The organism is Frigoribacterium sp. AC512 (assembly GCF_979258295.1).
In genome coordinates this window covers 979,912-995,779 of record NZ_OZ409850.1, presented here as the reverse complement: position 1 = coordinate 995,779, position 15,868 = coordinate 979,912, and the positions used below count along the sequence as shown (strand labels likewise).

Below are 15,868 nucleotides of genomic sequence, written 5' to 3'. Positions count from 1 at the left end.
GTGAGCTGGTGGAGCGACGGCGACGACGCCGTGGAGGACGAGGCCTGGGGCCAGTACGACGAGAGCTCGGTGCGGCAGCGCCCGAACCCGAAGGCCAACCGGCCTCGCACCAAGCAGCGTCCGGCCTACGCGGACGCCGAGGAGGGGGTCGTCTGGACCGTCGACCGCGGCCGCTACGGCGTGCTGATGGACGCCGGCACCCCCGACGAGCGCGAGATCACGACCGCCCGCGCCCGTGAGCTCGGCAAGAAGAGCGTCGTCACGGGCGACCGGGTCGGCGTCGTCGGCGACACGAGCGGGGCGGAGGGGTCGCTCGCCCGCATCGTCAAGGTGCAGGAGCGGACCACCCTGCTGCGCCGCAGCGCGGACGACAGCGACGCCGTCGAGCGCGTGATCGTCGCCAACGCCGACCAGATGCTGATCGTCGTCGCCGCGGCCGACCCCGAGCCGCGCCCGCGGCTCGTCGACCGCTACATGGTCGCCGCCTTCGACGCGGGGGTCGAGCCGATCCTCTGCATCACGAAGACCGACCTGGCCGACCCCGCACCGTTCGCAGCCCACTTCTCGTGCCTCGACCTGCGGATCGTGACGACCACCTCCACGTCGTTCGACCCGCTGCCCGACGTGTCGCCGTCGCCGGTGCTCGACGAGCTGCGCGAGCTGCTCGACGGGCACGTCACCGTGACCGTGGGGCACTCGGGCGTCGGCAAGTCGACGCTCGTCAACGCCCTGACGGGGTCGCAGCGCGAGGTCGGCGTCGTCAACGCGGTGACCGGGCGGGGGCGGCACACGTCGTCGTCGACCGTCTCGTTCAAGGTGCCGAGCGGCGGCTGGATCGTCGACACCCCGGGCGTCCGCTCGTTCGGGCTCGGGCACGTCGACCCCGAGAACATCCTGCGGTCGTTCGCACGGCACGCCCGCCCCTCCGACAAGCCGTCGCGCGACGGCATCCCGCTGGCCGAGGCGCACGACTGGGAGATCGTCGACCGCGTCGAGGCCGGCGAGCTCGGCGACGTCGGGCGGGAGCGGCTCGCCTCGCTGCAGACGCTGCTCGCCTCCAAGGGCGGGGTCAGCGGCCGCGAGCAGGCCGCCCGCGACGAGGACGCCCGTTCGGACGAGCAGCCGCAGCGCTAGCTGGCTGCTCGCGCGCCAGCCGCAGCCCCGTGCCAGGTCGGACCCGCAGATGCCGACCCAGCACCCTTTAACAACGGGATTCTCCTGTTCTGCGGCGGTCCGCGTCGCCTCCTGGTCGGCATGTGCGGGCTGTCTTCTCACATTTGAGAGTGATCCACCGCCGCCGAGGCAGTTCCTGGCCGGAGGCGGCACGCACGAGGCAGGATCACTCTCGCTTTGCGATTCCCGCGCCCGCGAAGTGACCGACGGGCAATGCAGAGACGAGGAGGCGCGGTGCCCGCCGGGCACGCTCGGTACGCTGGCAGCGTGACCGACCCGACCCGCGCCTCCTCGTCCGACGCCGCCGACGCCGCCGCTGCGAGCGACACGAGCGCCGCCGACGGCGGCGCCCGCTGGGCGGCCGACCTGCGGCTCGCGCTGACGCTCGCCGACGCGGCCGACTCGATCAGCACCGAGCGCTACCGTGCTGCCGACCTGCACGTGTCGCTGAAGCCCGACCGCACGCACGTCACCGACGCCGACCAGGCCGTCGAGCGGGCGATCCGGGCCGGGATCGAGTCCGAGCGCCCCGGCGACTCCTTCTACGGCGAGGAGTACGGAGACGACGCAGCCGTGAACGACGCAGCCGGGAACGACGCCGCAGCCGGCACCGCCCACGCAGCACCCCGCCGCCAGTGGATCGTCGACCCGATCGACGGGACGGCGAACTTCCTCCGGGGCGTCCCCGTCTGGGCGACCCTCATCTCGCTGGTCGTCGACGGTGTCCCCGTGCTCGGAGTCGTCAGCGCCCCGGCCCTCGGACGCCGCTGGTGGGCCAGCACGGGCGGCGGGGCGTTCTCGTCCGAGCACGGCGCCGCTGCCCTGCGCGTCTCGGGCGTCCGTGATCTTGCCGACGCGTCGCTGAGCTACAACGGCCTCGAGTACTGGCGCGAAGCTGGCCGGCTCGAGCAGCTGCTCACGCTGACCGACCAGGTCTGGCGGACGCGCGCCTACGGCGAGTTCTGGTCGTACGTCCTCGTCGCCGAGGGCGCTCTCGACGTGGCGGGCGAGCTCGGCCTCGAGCCGTACGACATGGCGGCGCTGATCCCGATCGTCGAGGAGGCGGGCGGCACGTTCACGAGCGCCGACGGTGAGCCGGGCCCCTGGCACGGCAGCGCCCTCGCGACGAACGGCCTGCTGCACGACGACGTGCTCGCGATCGTCCGGGAGCCCTCCGCGCCGCGCCCCTGACCCTCCCGCGAGCCCGCCCGCCTCGCGCCCGCCCGCGCCCCCGCCGAGCGACGAGTTGCCCCGAAGTGCTACCCGGGCGGCGGCGGCCGGAGTTCCGGGGCAACTCGACGCCGTCGCACGCGTCTCATCCCCTCGGCGTAGGCGTGGCCGCTGAGGACGGTCCCTTCGGTTGACGCTGACGAGACACCCTCTCGGCTTGACTGGCCGCAGGCAGTCGCCGCACCCCGGAGGGGTCCCGTCGCAGGACGGGCGAGCGCGCCAGGAGCCCCGCGGTCCGTCGTCACCTCGACGGGCCGCGGCGGCCCCGCCAATCAGACCGTCCCGCACCATCTCGCTGAGGAGCCCCCATGTCCGTCGTCACCGCCGCCTCCGTCGTCGCCGCCCACACGAGCACGATCGCCCGCGTCGACCCCGCGGCCGTCGACCTGCCCCGTACGCTCGCCGTCGACATCACCGCGTGGCTCGACGCCGCGGCCGCGGAGTCCCCCGCCGCGTAGCCGCCGTGGCCCCGCCGCCTGGTCCCCGCCAGCGCCCACGACGCCGCCGGGAAGCGACGCGAGAACGAGAAAGCGACGCAGAACATCGCGTCGCTTTGTCGCCTTCGCGCAGGTTCGTGGCCTCGCGTGCCCTCGGGCCGGGTCAGGCCGGGCCAGACCACGTCTCCCCTAGGAGGCGTCGGCCGCCTCGCCCACCCGCCCCTGCTTGCGTGCACGCAGGTCGAGCAGCGCCAGCACGAGCGCTCCCGCCACCAGGGCGATGGTCACCAGGAACCCGCTGCGGTACGCCTCGTGGTAGATGTCGAGGGTCGAGCCCTCGCTGCGGCCGGCGATGACCGAGTAGAAGGTCGAGACCGCCGCGGCCGTCCCGATGGCGGTGCCGGCGCGCTGGCCGACCTGGCCCATGGAGCCGGCGACCCCGCCCATCTCGACCGGCACCTCCGCCAGGGTCAGGGTCTGGTTCGGCGAGATGACGAAGCCTCCGCCGGTGCCGGCGACGAGCATGCCGCCCGCCATCGCCCACGGCGTGTACTCGGGCGGGGTGAGCGTCGCGGCGAGCAAGAGCACGACGAAGCCGACGCCCACGAGCACGAGGCCGAGCACGACGAGGCTGCGCCCGTACTTCTCGACGATGCGCCCGCCGTAGAAGGCGGCCACAGCGCTGGTCAGCGCGAACGGGATGGTCACCATGCCGGCGTAGACGGGCTCGAGGCCGAGCCCCTGCTGCAGGAAGAGCGTCGTGAGCAGGAACGTCGCCGGCAGCGCGCAAAAGTACACGGTCGCGATGAGCGTGCCGTTGCGGTACGACGCGAGCGAGAACAGCGAGAAGTGCACCACCGGCGACTTGCCGCGGGCCTTGTAGCGCTGCTCCCACCAGACGAAGAGGGCGCCGAAGCCGGCGAACCCGATCAGGAACAGCCAGCGCAGCGGGTCGTCGCCCTGACCGGTCGTCAGCACGAACGGCAGCATCAGGGTGAGGATCGTCAGGCCGAGCAGCACGATGCCCATGAGGTCGAGCTCGTTGTGCCCGCTCGGGGCGGTCGAGGTGCGGGGCAGCAGCTTCAGGGCGAAGACGATGGCGACGATGCCGAGCGGCACGTTCATCCAGAACAGGAGGCGCCAGCCGTCCTGGGCGCCGCCCACCGCGATCAACAGGCCGCCGATCGTGGGGCCGAACGCGGTCGAGACGCCGATGACCGCCCCGAACAGGCCGAAGGCACGGCCGCGCTCGCGTCCCTGGAACAGCTGCTGGATCAGGCCGAGCACCTGCGGCATCTGGATCCCCGCGGCGACGCCCTGCAGGATGCGCGCGGCGACGAGGAGCTCGACGGTGGGAGCGATCGCGCAGAGCACGCTGGCCACGGTGAACGAGCTGAGGCCGATGACGAACATCAGGCGCCGCGACTTGAGGTCGCCCAGGCGGCCCGACGGCACGAGCGACAGGCCGAAGGCGAGGGCGTAGCCCGCGACGATGAGCTGCAGCGCGGTCGGGCCAGCACCGAGCGACGCCTCGATGCTCGGCAGGCCCACGTTGACCTTCGACAGGTCGAGGATCGTCAGCGCCGCGACGCCCACGCAGACCCAGAACGCCTGCCACTTCTGACGCTCGTCGTACCCCGACGACGAGGAGGAGGTGGGCACGGAGGAGGTGTCGGGCGCGTTCGTCATGGAGGTTCCGTCATACACCTGCAGAGACTGCACGGCTCTCACCGGGGATGCCTGGCCCGTTTGCGAGCGTGCGCCCATTCGGCGGTCCTCGCCCCTGTTGCGCCTCCCTGATCCGTGTGAAGATCACTCAAGTCGACGCCGACCTGTCACCTGGGCCGGCCCTCACGGATCAGGACCCCCATGCGCAGCGTCACGACACCCCGTGGCCGGCTCACTCGGACGCTCGTCGCGTTCGCGGTCGCCGCGGCCGCCGTCTCCCCCGCCCTCCTCGTCGCCGGGCCGGCCCACGCCGCCGGCACGCCCCTCCTGACCGAGTCCTTCAGCGGCAGCTCGATCGCCGACCCGGCCTGGCGCGGCCTCAACGACGCCTGCCTCACCGGGGCCACCGCGGCGGCCCCGGCCGGCAGCAGCAACCTGTCGCAGTGCTCCGACCGGAGCGGGTCGCCCGCGGTCGGCACCCCCGGCTTCCTCCAGCTGAACGCCGAGAGCGGCTTCCGTCGCGGCGGCGTCGTCTACAACCAGGCCATCCCCGGCAACGGCGGCCTCGTCGTCGAGTTCGACCAGTGGCAGTACGGCCCCGACGGCGGCGACGGAGGCGACGGGATCGGCTTCTTCCTCACCGACGGCGGCGAGCAGCTCACCATGACGGGCGCCGACGGCGGCTCGCTCGGCTACGGCAACCGCAACGGCGACCCCGGCGTCGTCGGCGGCTACGTCGGCATCGGCCTCGACGCCTACGGCAACTACGCGAACCCCACCGAACTGCGCGACGCGACCTGTACCCCGCCCGAGGTCGGCCCCGGCTTCGTGCCGAACGCCGTGTCGCTCCGCGGCCCCGGCAGCGGCACCACCGGCTACTGTTGGCTGGCCGGCACGGTGGGTGCGAACACCGGCGGCGACCGGTTCGCCTCGACGTTGCCGGGCTCGCTGCGCGGCACCGGCGCCGACGACACCAGCCGCGACTCCGTCCGCGTGACCCTGAGCCCGGACGCGCTCCCCCTCGTCACCGTCGACGTCGACTTCCACGACGGCCGCGGCTACCTGCGCGTGCTCGAGCACCAGATGACCGACGCCGCCCCCGACACCTACAAGCTCGGCTTCCTCGGCTCGACGGGCGGCGCGACCGACGTGCACCTGATCCGCAACCTCTCCGTCTCGTCGGTGCAGGAGCTCGGCGCGCTCAACGTCGTCAAGTCCGTCTCGAGCTCGACGCCGACCGAGGGATACGCCGTCGGCGACCGCATCGACTACTCGTTCACCGTCAGCAACACCTCCGTCGTCAGGCTCGACGCCCTGTCGATCGCCGACGCCCTCGCGGACGGCCTCAGCTGCCCGACCACGACCCTCGCCCCTGTCGGCCAGCCGGGAGCCACGACCGTCTGCACGGGCGGGCACACGGTGACCACCGCCGACGCGCAGACCGCGACCTTCACGAACACGGCGACCGCCCGCGCGGTCGACGCCGGCAACGGGGCGCCGATCGTCAGCGACCCGTCGACGGCCACCGCGCCGCTCGACCAGCTGCAGCCCGCCGTGGGCCTGACCCAGACCGCCGAGCTGATCGACGCGGACGGCGACGGTGTCGCCGGCCCGGGCGACACGATCCGCTACCGCTTCACGGTGACCAACACGGGCGAGACGCCCCTCGGCGGCCTCGCCGTCGACACGGGATCCGCCCCGGCCGTCGACACCACCGGGGTCGCCCTGGCGGTGGGCGGCACCCGCACCTTCACGTCCGACCGCCCGGTGACCCAGGCCGACGTCGACGCCGGCGGCCCGCTCGTCAACACCGCCTCCGCCACGGGGTCGTCGCCCTCGGGGCTGACGGCCGCCAGCGGCCCCTCGGTCGCCGAGACGCCCCTCCTCACGGCCTCCGACCTGCTCGAGTTCGGCGTCGAGCAGGCTCTGACCACCGACGCGAACGGCGACGGGCTGGCCGATCTCGGCGATGTCGTCACCTACACGTACACGGTCACCAACACGGGCACGAGCACCCTCACCGGCGTCGCCCTCGCCCCGACGCGCGGCACCGGAGTCGTCGTCCTGAGCGGCGACCCGGCGTCCCTCGCCCCGGGCGCCTCCGTGACCTACACGGCCACGACGACGATCACCCAGGCCGACGTCGACAGCCCGGCCCCCGTCACGGAGACGGCCACCGCCTCCGCCACGGGGGTCGACGGGCCGCTCACCACCGCGCCCGCCTCGGTGCAGACCCTCACCGCCGCGGCCGACGACGCGCTGGCGGTCGACGTCGTGCCCGTTCTCGACGACACGAACGGGAACGGCCTGGCCGACCCGGGCGAGACCATCTCGTACGAGTACGTCGTGACGAACGCGGGCAACACGAGCCTGACCGGCATCGTCATCGCCGGCCCGGGCGTGCTGCGGCCCGAGCGCGTCGGCGACGGGACCGCCGCCCCCGACGGCACCGTCCGCTTCACGTCCGCTCCCCGCACCGTCACGCAGGCCGACGTCGACGCGGGCGACCCTCTCGTGGTCACCGCCACGGCGACGGGCACGACTCCGGAGGGCACCACGATCGACAGCCCCGCGGCCTCGGGCAGCACGCCGCTGCTCGCTGCCGTGGGCGGCCTCGACCTCGAGCTCACGGCCGTGCTCGACGACGCGAACGGCAACGGCACGGCCGACGCAGGCGAGACGATCACCTACACGTACACCTCGACCAACACGGGCACGGCGACGCTGACCGGCCTGGGCGTGACGGCGCCGCGCACCCCCGTCACGACGGCGCCGCCCGCGTCGCTGGCACCGGGAGCATCCGCCACCGTGACCGGCAGCTACGTGGTCACGCAGGCCGACGTGGACGCCGGCACCGACCTGGGCGCCGCGGCGGTCGCCACGGCCACCGACCCGGCAGGAGGCGCGGTGACGTCACCCGAGGTCGCCCTCGCGATCCCGACGCCGGTCGCCCCCGGCACCGCCGGCCTGTCGATCGAGGTGACGGCCGTGCTCACCGACACCAACGGCAACGGCGTGGCCGACGCAGGCGAGGTCGTCACGTACCGCTACGTGGTCCGGAACGACGGCACGCTGAGCCTCACCGGCGTCTCGGTCGCGGACCCTGACGCTCAGGGGCTGACCCCCGAGTCCGCGGACCTCGCCCCGGGCGGGTCGGCGACCTTCACCGCCACGCGGACGGTGACGGACCGCGACGTGCTCGCCGCCGCAGCCGGCGACGGGACCGTGCCGACGACCGCCCGCGCCACGGGGACCGCGCCCGACGGGACGCTCGTCACCTCGGCGGCCGACGTCGTCGCGGTCGAGGCCGGAGCGGTGCCGACGGCGCCGACCGATCCCTCGACGCCGCCCGTCGATCCGGGGTCGGGCCCCGTCGGGCCGGGCACCGTCACGCCGGTCGCGCCCGGTCCGGGAGCAGGCACGGCACCCGGCGTCGGGAACGGCGGCAGCACGCCGGCCGGTCGCGCCGGTCTCGCGTTCACGGGCTCGGAGAGCGCCTGGCTCGCGAGCATCGCGGCCATGCTCCTCGTGGCCGGCATCGGTGCGGTCTCGGTCGCGCGCCTCCGGACGGGCGGCGGTCGACACCAGCGTCGCTGACCGAGCGGCGACCGGACGGGCACGGCGAACTCGCCGTGCCCGTCCTGTGTCCCCCATCTGGACCACCCGGCTCGTCACCCGTTCGAGGGCCGAGACCATCCGGCGGACCACCCGACGGACCCGGAAATGCGGGCCGGATCTCCTTAGGCTCTCCACAGGGGCCTCGTCTGGGTGCCCCACGCATGTCCCCCGGCGCTGGGCTAGGGCGATGAGCACTGTCGCTCCATCTCCTACAGAAAGCACCAGGTACGTGATCACCAAGTTCTCTTGGCGTCGCGCGCTCGCCGTTCCGGCTGCGCTCTCGCTCGCCCTCGGTGGGGTCCTCCTCACCTCCACCGCCGCCTCCGCCGCCGTCGGCGACCTCGTCGTCACGAGTCCTGCGGAGGGGTCGACCACGACCTCCCGCGACGTGGACATCGTGGGCTCGGCCGTCGCCGGTTCGTCCATCCGTGTCTTCAGCGACACGACGCGCACCACCCTCCTCGGCTCGGCGACGACCGACCGCACCACCGGTGCCTTCACGGTCGACCTGCCGGCCTACGCGGAGACCGCGTCCTCGCGACAGAGCGTCTTCGTCGACGGCATCGCCGGTGGCAGCGGCTTCTCGGACGCCAAGACGGTGGCCTTCCGCCTCCCCATCTCGAAGTTCCTCACCGTCGCGACCCCGACCGAGGGCCAGGTGCTCGACACGCGCACCGTCACCTTCTCGGGCACCGCGTCCGAGGGCTCGACGGTCGTCGTGAGCAACGCCGCGGGCGAGCTCGGACGCCAGAACCTCGGCAACGCCACGTCGTACGCGATCACGTACACCTACGCCGACACGTCGGCGGCGGCCCAGTCGGTCACCGTGAACGGCACCCTCGGCGGCAGCGGCATCACCCCCGTGACCCGTGCGTTCTCGATCCCGGCGCCCGTCGTCGCTCCGGCTCCCGCCAAGGTCGTCGCACTCGACACCCCCGTCGCGGGCACGACGACCGCGAGCCGCACCGTGACGTTCTCGGGCACGGCGCCCGTCGGCTCCACGGTCGTCGTGAACGGCCCGACCGGTGAGCTCGGCCGCCAGAACCTCGGCAGCGGCTCGACCTTCTCGATCGTCGTCACCTACTCGGACACCGCCCCCGTCGCGCAGACCGTCACGGTCAGCGGCTTCGTCGGCGGCAGCGGCTTCGACAACACCGTCACGCGCTCGTTCATCTTGCCTGCCGTCGCGGCCGTCCCGGTCACCCCGACCGTGCTCACCCCTCCGGTCATCACGTCGCCGATCCCCGACCAGGTCATCGTCGGCTCCGACGTCGTCATCTCGGGCACCGGCACGCCGGGCGACAACATCGCCTACGTGGTCTTCCCGAAGGGCCAGACGCCTCAGTCGTCCGATCCCTTCGAGGAGGCCATCGCCGACGAGAGCATCGTCGTCGACGCGGCCGGCAACTGGACCACCACCCTCCGCAACGTCGAGGCCGGCAGCTTCACCGTCGTCGCCTTCGCGTTCACGGTCGACGCCGACGGCGTCCTGACCGGCATCTCCGGCGACTCGAACTCGGTCGACTTCAGCGTCGTCGCCGCCACAGCGGTCGCCGCTGCCGTCACCCCCGTCCGCGCCCCGGGCGGCCTCGCCTACACGGGTTCGGACAACCAGGGTCTCGCGCTGGGCCTGGGCGCTGCCCTGACCCTCGCCGGCGCCGGTCTCGCGTTCGCGGCTCGTCGCCGCGCGAAGCTCGCGACCGTCACGGGCTCCGACTCGGAGTAGCTCGAGGCTGCAGCACGCGACACCGCACCACGCACACGGAGAAGGCCCCCGACCACACCGGTCGGGGGCCTTCCTCGTGTGCCGGCACCGCGCCTCCTGCGGGCTGCCCTGCGGTGTGCCGCGGGCCGTGCGCCCACGGAACGACGAAGGCCCCCTCCCGATGCGGGAGGGGGCCTTCGTCGTCGCGACGACGGAACAGAGTGTGACGACGACCCGATGGTGGAGATGGGGGGAATTGAACCCCCGTCCATCGCTGAGATTGCACGCATTCTACGGGCGTAGCCAGATGAGACGTTCTGCTCGGCCCCGACCTTCGCTACTGGCTCCTAGGTCGACGGGCCCAGCCCGAGTGGAAGTCCCGCGTGACCCTCAGGCGTAGTCACGCAGCAAGCCCTCTAGATGACGTCAGGCTCTGGTTAGAAGGCGGTCACCAGACTGACGGACTCCATGTGGCTCTACTGCTTACGCAGCGAGAGCGAAGTCAGTGCGCTTGTTATTGGCACTTATTGTTTTCCAGAGATCGTTTACGAGATAACCCTGGATCCTCGGCCCGCTTCTCGTTCGCACACAGGCGATGTCGAAACCGATCATCCCCATGAGGGGGCCGTTGTCACACTCTGTTGTCTTGTGAAGAACCGTTGTCGCTGTGGTCCAGTCTACTCGCCCGACGCTGTCCGCTCTACTCGCCGAGGTGCTTCCGGGCCGACATCGCCGACTGCGCCTCACGGTTCGCCGTGCGCTCGCGCAGGGTCTGCCGCTTGTCGTACTCGCGCTTGCCCTTGGCGACCGCGATCTCGACCTTCGCCCGACCGTCGCTGAAGTAGATCTTGAGGGGGATGACGGTGAAGCCGCCCTCCTTCGTCTTCTGCCCGATCTTCACGATCTGCTGCTTGTGCAGCAGCAGCTTCCGCTTGCGCCGGGGCGCGTGGTTGTTCCACGTGCCCTCGGTGTACTCGGGGATGTGCACCGCGTCGAGCCAGGCCTCGCCGGCGTCGACGAAGGCGTAGCCGTCGACGAGCGACGCCCGCCCCTGCCGCAGCGACTTGACCTCGGTGCCGCTCAGCACGATGCCGGCCTCGTAGGTGTCCTCGATCAGGTAGTCGTGGCGCGCCCGACGGTTGGTGGCCACGACCTTCTCGCCGCGTTCTTTCGCCACGCTCTGCCTCCGGTCGTTCGTGGGATGGTCTGCCCGCGATCAGGCAGCCTGTCAGTCTACACAGCCAGGCAGCGAAGGAGGCGCGGTGCAGGCTGACCTGCACCGCGCCTCCTGCAGGCACCTGCCTCGCGACGCCGCGGCGTCGCTAGACCTTGAGGTACCGCCTGATGGCGACGTTGGCCGACAGCGCCGCCAGGGCGATGCCGATCACGACCACCACCGGCACGACGATCGCGGTCTCGCGCAGCCCGATGAACGGCGTCGAGGCGAAGGTCGTCACGAGGTAGCCCTTGACGAAGAAGTTGACGATCGCGATCAGGGCACCGCCCGCCAGCACCGAGCCCACCAACGCGGCGATCACGCCCTCGAGGATGAACGGCGTCTGGATGAACCTGTTCGACGCGCCCACCAGCCGCATGATGCCGAGCTCCCGCCGTCGGCTGAAGGCGCTGAGCCGGATGGTGGTGGCGATCAGCAGCACCGCCGCGATGAGCATCAGCACCGCGATGCCGATGGCCGTGTAGCTCGCGGCGTTGAGGACCGAGAAGATCGGGTCGAGGTAGCCGCGCTGGTCGACGACGCTCTGCACGCCGGCGAGGCTCGAGAGGCTCTCGGTGAGGACGTCCGACTGCGTCGGGTCCTTGAGGTTCACCCAGAAGGTCTCGTTGAGGTACGACGGCTGCACGAACTCGGTCGCGGGGCTGTCCGCGAACTGGGTCGTGAAGCGGGCGTAGGCCTCGTCCTGCGTCTCGAAGTACGACCGGTCGACGAACGGCGCCAGCACCTGGCTGCTGAGCTGGGCCTCGACGCCGTCGATCTGGTCCTGCGTGGCCTTGGCGCCCGTGCAGTTGCCGGTCGTGTCGGTCTCGGTGCAGAGGTAGACGGCGACCTGGGCCTTGTCGTACCAGTAGCCCTTCATCTGGTTGATCTGCAGCTGGAGCAGGGCCGCGGTGCCGACGAAGGTCAGCGAGATGAACGTGACGAGCACGACCGCGACGACCATCGAGACGTTGCGCCGGAGGCCGCTGCCGACCTCGCCGAGGACGAGTCCGAGTCTCATTCGTCCGCTCCCCTCAGGCTGAGGTCTTCCACACCGATGGCCTGGATGGGCACCGCCTGCGTCTGGTAGCCGCCGTGGCGCTCGTCGCGGAGGATGTTGCCGGCGCTCAGCTCGATGACCCGACGCTGCATCTGGTCGACGATGCCGGCGTCGTGCGTCGCCATGATGACCGTGGTGCCGCCGGCGTTGATCCGCTCGAGCAGTGTCATGATGCCCGCGCTGGTCGAGGGGTCGAGGTTACCCGTGGGCTCGTCGGCCAGCAGGATCGAGGGCTTGTTGACGATGGCGCGGGCGATGGCCACGCGCTGCTGCTCGCCGCCCGAGAGCTCGTGCGGCAGGCGCTGCTGCTTGCCCACCAGGCCGACCATCTTCAGGACGTCGGGCACCGCCTCCTGGATGAAGCCCTTGCTCTTGCCGATCACCTGCAGGCTGAAGGCGACGTTGTCGAACACGCTCTTCTGCGGCAGCAGGCGGAAGTCCTGGAACACCACCCCGAGGTTGCGGCGGAAGTACGGGACCTTGCGGCTCGAGAGCACGCCGAGCTTCTGCCCGAGCACGTGGATCTGGCCCTTCGAGGGCTTCTCCTCCTTGAGCACGAGTCGCAGGAAGCTGGACTTGCCGGAGCCGGAGGCGCCGACGAGGAACACGAACTCGCCCTTGAGGATCTCGAGGGTGACCGAGTTCAGTGCCGGCCGGGGGTTGCCGGAATACACCTTGGTGACTTCATCAAAACGGATCATGACGGGGATCACCCTAAGCGCGGGCTGCTCCGATCGCGGTCGCGACTCGCCCCTCGAACGGGCCTATGGAAGCGCTGGGAGGGCGCGGAGGAGGCGCGGTGCCGTCGCGCACCGCGCCTCCTCCGTGACTCCCCCGCGCCTCGTTCGCGCCCTGCTCAGTCGTCGTCGCGCTTGCGCCAGCGGATGCCCGCGGAGATGAAGCCGTCGAGGTCGCCGTCGAACACGTTCGACGGGTTGTTGACCTCGTGCTCGCTCCTCAGGTCCTTCACCATCTGGTACGGCGCGAGGACGTAGCTGCGGATCTGGTCGCCCCAGCTGGCCGTGATGTTGCCGGCGAGCTCTTTCTTCTTCGCGTTCTCCGCCTCCTTCTGCAACAGCAGGAGGCGCGACTGCAGCACGCGCATCGCCGCGGCCCGGTTCTGGATCTGGCTCTTCTCGTTCTGCATCGAGACGACGGTGCCGGTCGGGATGTGGGTCAGGCGGACGGCCGAGTCGGTCGTGTTGACGCTCTGGCCGCCGGGGCCCGAGGACCGGAAGACGTCGACGCGGATGTCGTTCTCGGGGATCTCGACCGCCTCCGTCTCCTCCATCAGCGGGATGACCTCGACGGCGGCGAAGCTCGTCTGGCGCTTGCCTGCCGCACCGAAGGGGCTCATGCGGACGAGACGGTGCGTGCCGGCCTCGACGCTGAGGGTGCCGAAGGCGTAGGGCGCGTCGATCTCGAAGGTGGCGCTCTTGATGCCGGCTTCTTCGGCGTAGCTCGTGTCCATCACCGTGGCCGCCATGCCGTGCTTCTCGGCGTAGCGCAGGTACATGCGGAGCAGCATCTCGGCGAAGTCGGCCGCGTCGACGCCGCCGGCCCCCGCACGGATGGTGATGACCGCGGGCCGCGGGTCGTACTCGCCGTCGAGGAGCGTCTGCACCTCGAGCGTGTCCATCATCTTCTGCAGGCTCTTGAGCTCGGCCTGCGCCTCGTCCGCTGACTCCTGGTCGTCGCCGTCGTTGGCCATCTCGACGAGCACGCCGAGGTCGTCGAGGCGCTGCTCGGTGGTCTCGAGCTTCTCGAGCTCGGCCTGGCGGTGGCTGAGCGCGCTGGTGACCTTCTGCGCGTTCTCGGTGTCGTCCCAGAGGTCGGGCGCCGACGCCTGCTCGCTGAGCTGGGCGATCTCGGCGACGAGCCGGTCTTGCCCGATCACGGCCCGGATGTCCTCGAACGTGGCCCGGAGGGCGGCAATCTGCTCAGAGAAGTCCAGTGCGATCATGGTGGTCGAGCTTACCGGGCCGGGGCGCACGGGGCCTGCGCGTCGGGGCTGCCGCCGCTGTGGGCGTCGGGCATCGGGCGTCGGGTGTCAGCGTCAGCGTCGGCGTCGGCGTCGGCGTCGGGCTCAGCGGTCCGCGCTGCCCCGGGGCCGCGCGACGCCTGCCTCGCGGAGGGCGACGTCGGCGAGACGGCGGACCACGGCCGGGTCGCCGGACCGCCACCCGGCCACGGGGTCGGGTGCCACGGCGAGCGCCGCCCGCACGTCGCGACCGGTGAGGGCGCGCAGCGCGAGCAGGTCCTCTCCTCCGGGCAGCGTGAGCAGCCCCCGCACCGAGGAGGCGCGGCGCACGAACGCGACGCGCCCGCGCAGCCAGGCCCACAGCACCACGATGCTCGGCAGCCCGCCGACCAGCAGCCCGGCCACGAGCGCGGCGCGCCCCACGTCGTCCTGCTGCTGGCGGCCCGCGTCGACGAGCGTCTGGCCGGCTCCGGCCGCCCCGTCGAACGGTGCCGACGCGGCGCCTCCCAGCAGCGGGATGCCGCCCAGGACGCGCGACGCGTCGTCCATCGTCCCCTGGAAGCCGGCGCCCGCCTCCTCGATCTGGCGCCCCAGCTCGGCGAGGCCGCCGACGAAGGCGGCGACCGCGAGCCCGAGCGCCACGAACACCACGACGAGCCCGACCGCGACGACGTCGCCGGCGACCTGACGAGCACGGACGGCGTTCGACGCCGAGTAGATCTGCATCCCGACAGTCTGCCCCGTGCCTTCGTCGCCGGGTCCTCTCGTCCCGTCCGTTCCCGCAGGCGAGCGCATGCCGTCGTCACCGTTCGAGAGAGCGTCGCAGACGCGCGAGCAGTTGACCGGAGAGGGGGTGCTGCAGATGACGATCGGTGACCCGGTGGTACGACCACCCGTGGTCCACGAACCTCTCCCTGCGATCGATGTCCCGCTGCCACTGCGTCCTGTCGGTGCGATGACCATCTCCCTCGAAGTCGACCGCCGCCTTCTCGACCGTCCAACTGAGATCTGGCTTGCCGAGGTACAGGCCGTCAGCCGTCCTCCGCTTGACGTTCACCTCCGGCTCCCGCAGACCGGCACGGACGATGAGCAGGCGGAGCCGGGTCTCCTGCGGGGAGTCGACACGTTCCCGGACGAGCATCGAGGCCTGGCGCACTCGGGTCTGACCTGGCCGCCGACGAGCCGCTGTCGAGGCGTCGACCAGAACGTCGAGGGCGATGCCACGTGCCCTCGGGTCGGTAGACCAGGAACCCGCGAGCGAGTCTCCGAGCTGGACGATCTCGTCGAGGCCGAGCATCGCGGCCGACTCGATCCACGCCTCGACGGGCGACGCCACCATGAGGGAGCCGACCGTCCAGCGAGGCGTTCCCGGCAGGAGACGGTGGCCGATCACGCCCCGACGGCGGCGCTGCCGCGACGTCGTGCCCGCGACGTGGAGGGGACCGTCCTCCCATCGGGCGGGGAGCGGGAGACCCCAGAGCGCCAGCGCGGTCGTGTGGCTGAAGAACTCGTCCGCGGCGAGCAGAGGCGCGAGGGCCTCGGCCCGCGCTCGCACCCCGTCTGGTGCGTCCCTGGCGCGGGCACCGCGATGCGGGATCACCAGGTCGGACGCCCGCAGACGGTCGGGCGTGATTCCCGCCCGCAGTGCCTCTTTGACCGAGAACGGGCGCTCGTCGAACGGAACGGGGAGCGGGCTCGGCAGACGCATCACCCGATGTTGGCAGGCACCGCCAACTCGAACGAGTCGTCGACGACGCGCCCGGGACGAATGCTCGCGACC

Annotated in this window: 12 protein-coding genes and 1 other RNA gene; 5 read left to right on the top strand and 8 right to left on the bottom strand. The window is 71.8% G+C overall.

Going from position 1 to position 15,868, the window contains the following annotated elements; genetic code table 11:
* The 3 genes from rsgA (at position 1) to ACZZ97_RS04500 (ending at position 2,861) form a co-directional block, all read left to right on the top strand.
* Complete coding sequence (gene rsgA, locus ACZZ97_RS04510) at positions 1–1,134, top strand: ribosome small subunit-dependent GTPase A (protein WP_463472398.1); 1,134 nt, start codon at positions 1–3, stop codon at positions 1,132–1,134.
* A gap of 405 nt (positions 1,135–1,539) precedes the next feature.
* On the top strand, positions 1,540–2,364 hold the full coding sequence (locus tag ACZZ97_RS04505; protein WP_314101789.1) for an inositol monophosphatase family protein: 825 nt from the start codon (positions 1,540–1,542) through the stop codon (positions 2,362–2,364).
* 347 nt (positions 2,365–2,711) lie between these two features.
* A complete protein-coding gene (locus ACZZ97_RS04500) occupies positions 2,712–2,861 on the top strand; it encodes a hypothetical protein (RefSeq protein ID WP_314101785.1) in 150 nt (49 codons plus the stop codon).
* A gap of 168 nt (positions 2,862–3,029) precedes the next feature.
* Here ACZZ97_RS04500 and ACZZ97_RS04495 read toward each other — a convergent pair whose 3' ends face one another.
* Positions 3,030–4,529 (bottom strand): MFS transporter, encoded by a 1,500-nt coding sequence (locus tag ACZZ97_RS04495; RefSeq protein ID WP_314101786.1) that lies wholly within the window; start codon positions 4,527–4,529, stop codon positions 3,030–3,032.
* Between the two features lie 180 nt (positions 4,530–4,709).
* Between ACZZ97_RS04495 and ACZZ97_RS04490 the strand changes: the two genes are divergently transcribed.
* Positions 4,710–8,105, top strand: coding sequence for a DUF7507 domain-containing protein (locus ACZZ97_RS04490; RefSeq protein ID WP_463472397.1), 3,396 nt, complete (start codon positions 4,710–4,712; stop codon positions 8,103–8,105).
* 250 nt (positions 8,106–8,355) lie between these two features.
* Positions 8,356–9,852 (top strand): hypothetical protein, encoded by a 1,497-nt coding sequence (locus tag ACZZ97_RS04485; RefSeq protein ID WP_463472396.1) that lies wholly within the window; start codon positions 8,356–8,358, stop codon positions 9,850–9,852.
* Between the two features lie 217 nt (positions 9,853–10,069).
* Here the strand turns inward: ACZZ97_RS04485 and ssrA are convergent.
* The 7 genes from ssrA to ACZZ97_RS04450 all read right to left on the bottom strand — a co-directional run bounded on the left by ssrA (position 10,070) and on the right by ACZZ97_RS04450 (position 15,796).
* Positions 10,070–10,447, bottom strand: a transfer-messenger RNA (tmRNA) gene (gene ssrA / locus ACZZ97_RS04480).
* 84 nt (positions 10,448–10,531) lie between these two features.
* Positions 10,532–11,008, bottom strand: coding sequence for an SsrA-binding protein SmpB (gene smpB / locus ACZZ97_RS04475; protein ID WP_209560535.1), 477 nt, complete (start codon positions 11,006–11,008; stop codon positions 10,532–10,534).
* Between the two features lie 145 nt (positions 11,009–11,153).
* On the bottom strand, positions 11,154–12,068 hold the full coding sequence (ftsX, locus tag ACZZ97_RS04470; RefSeq protein WP_314103679.1) for a permease-like cell division protein FtsX: 915 nt from the start codon (positions 12,066–12,068) through the stop codon (positions 11,154–11,156).
* Positions 12,065–12,808 carry a cell division ATP-binding protein FtsE gene (gene ftsE, locus ACZZ97_RS04465; RefSeq protein ID WP_123547268.1) on the bottom strand — a complete coding sequence of 248 codons (744 nt, stop codon included), beginning with the start codon at positions 12,806–12,808 and terminating at the stop codon, positions 12,065–12,067. The genes ftsX and ftsE overlap by 4 nt, the downstream gene beginning before the upstream one ends.
* A 155-nt stretch (positions 12,809–12,963) precedes the next feature.
* Positions 12,964–14,070 carry a peptide chain release factor 2 gene (prfB, locus tag ACZZ97_RS04460; RefSeq protein WP_314103676.1) on the bottom strand — a complete coding sequence of 369 codons (1,107 nt, stop codon included), beginning with the start codon at positions 14,068–14,070 and terminating at the stop codon, positions 12,964–12,966.
* A gap of 123 nt (positions 14,071–14,193) precedes the next feature.
* Complete coding sequence (locus ACZZ97_RS04455; protein ID WP_463472395.1) at positions 14,194–14,814, bottom strand: hypothetical protein; 621 nt, start codon at positions 14,812–14,814, stop codon at positions 14,194–14,196.
* A 76-nt stretch (positions 14,815–14,890) separates the two neighbouring features.
* Positions 14,891–15,796 carry a hypothetical protein gene (locus ACZZ97_RS04450; RefSeq protein WP_463472394.1) on the bottom strand — a complete coding sequence of 302 codons (906 nt, stop codon included), beginning with the start codon at positions 15,794–15,796 and terminating at the stop codon, positions 14,891–14,893.
* Positions 15,797–15,868: the final 72 nt, after the last annotated feature.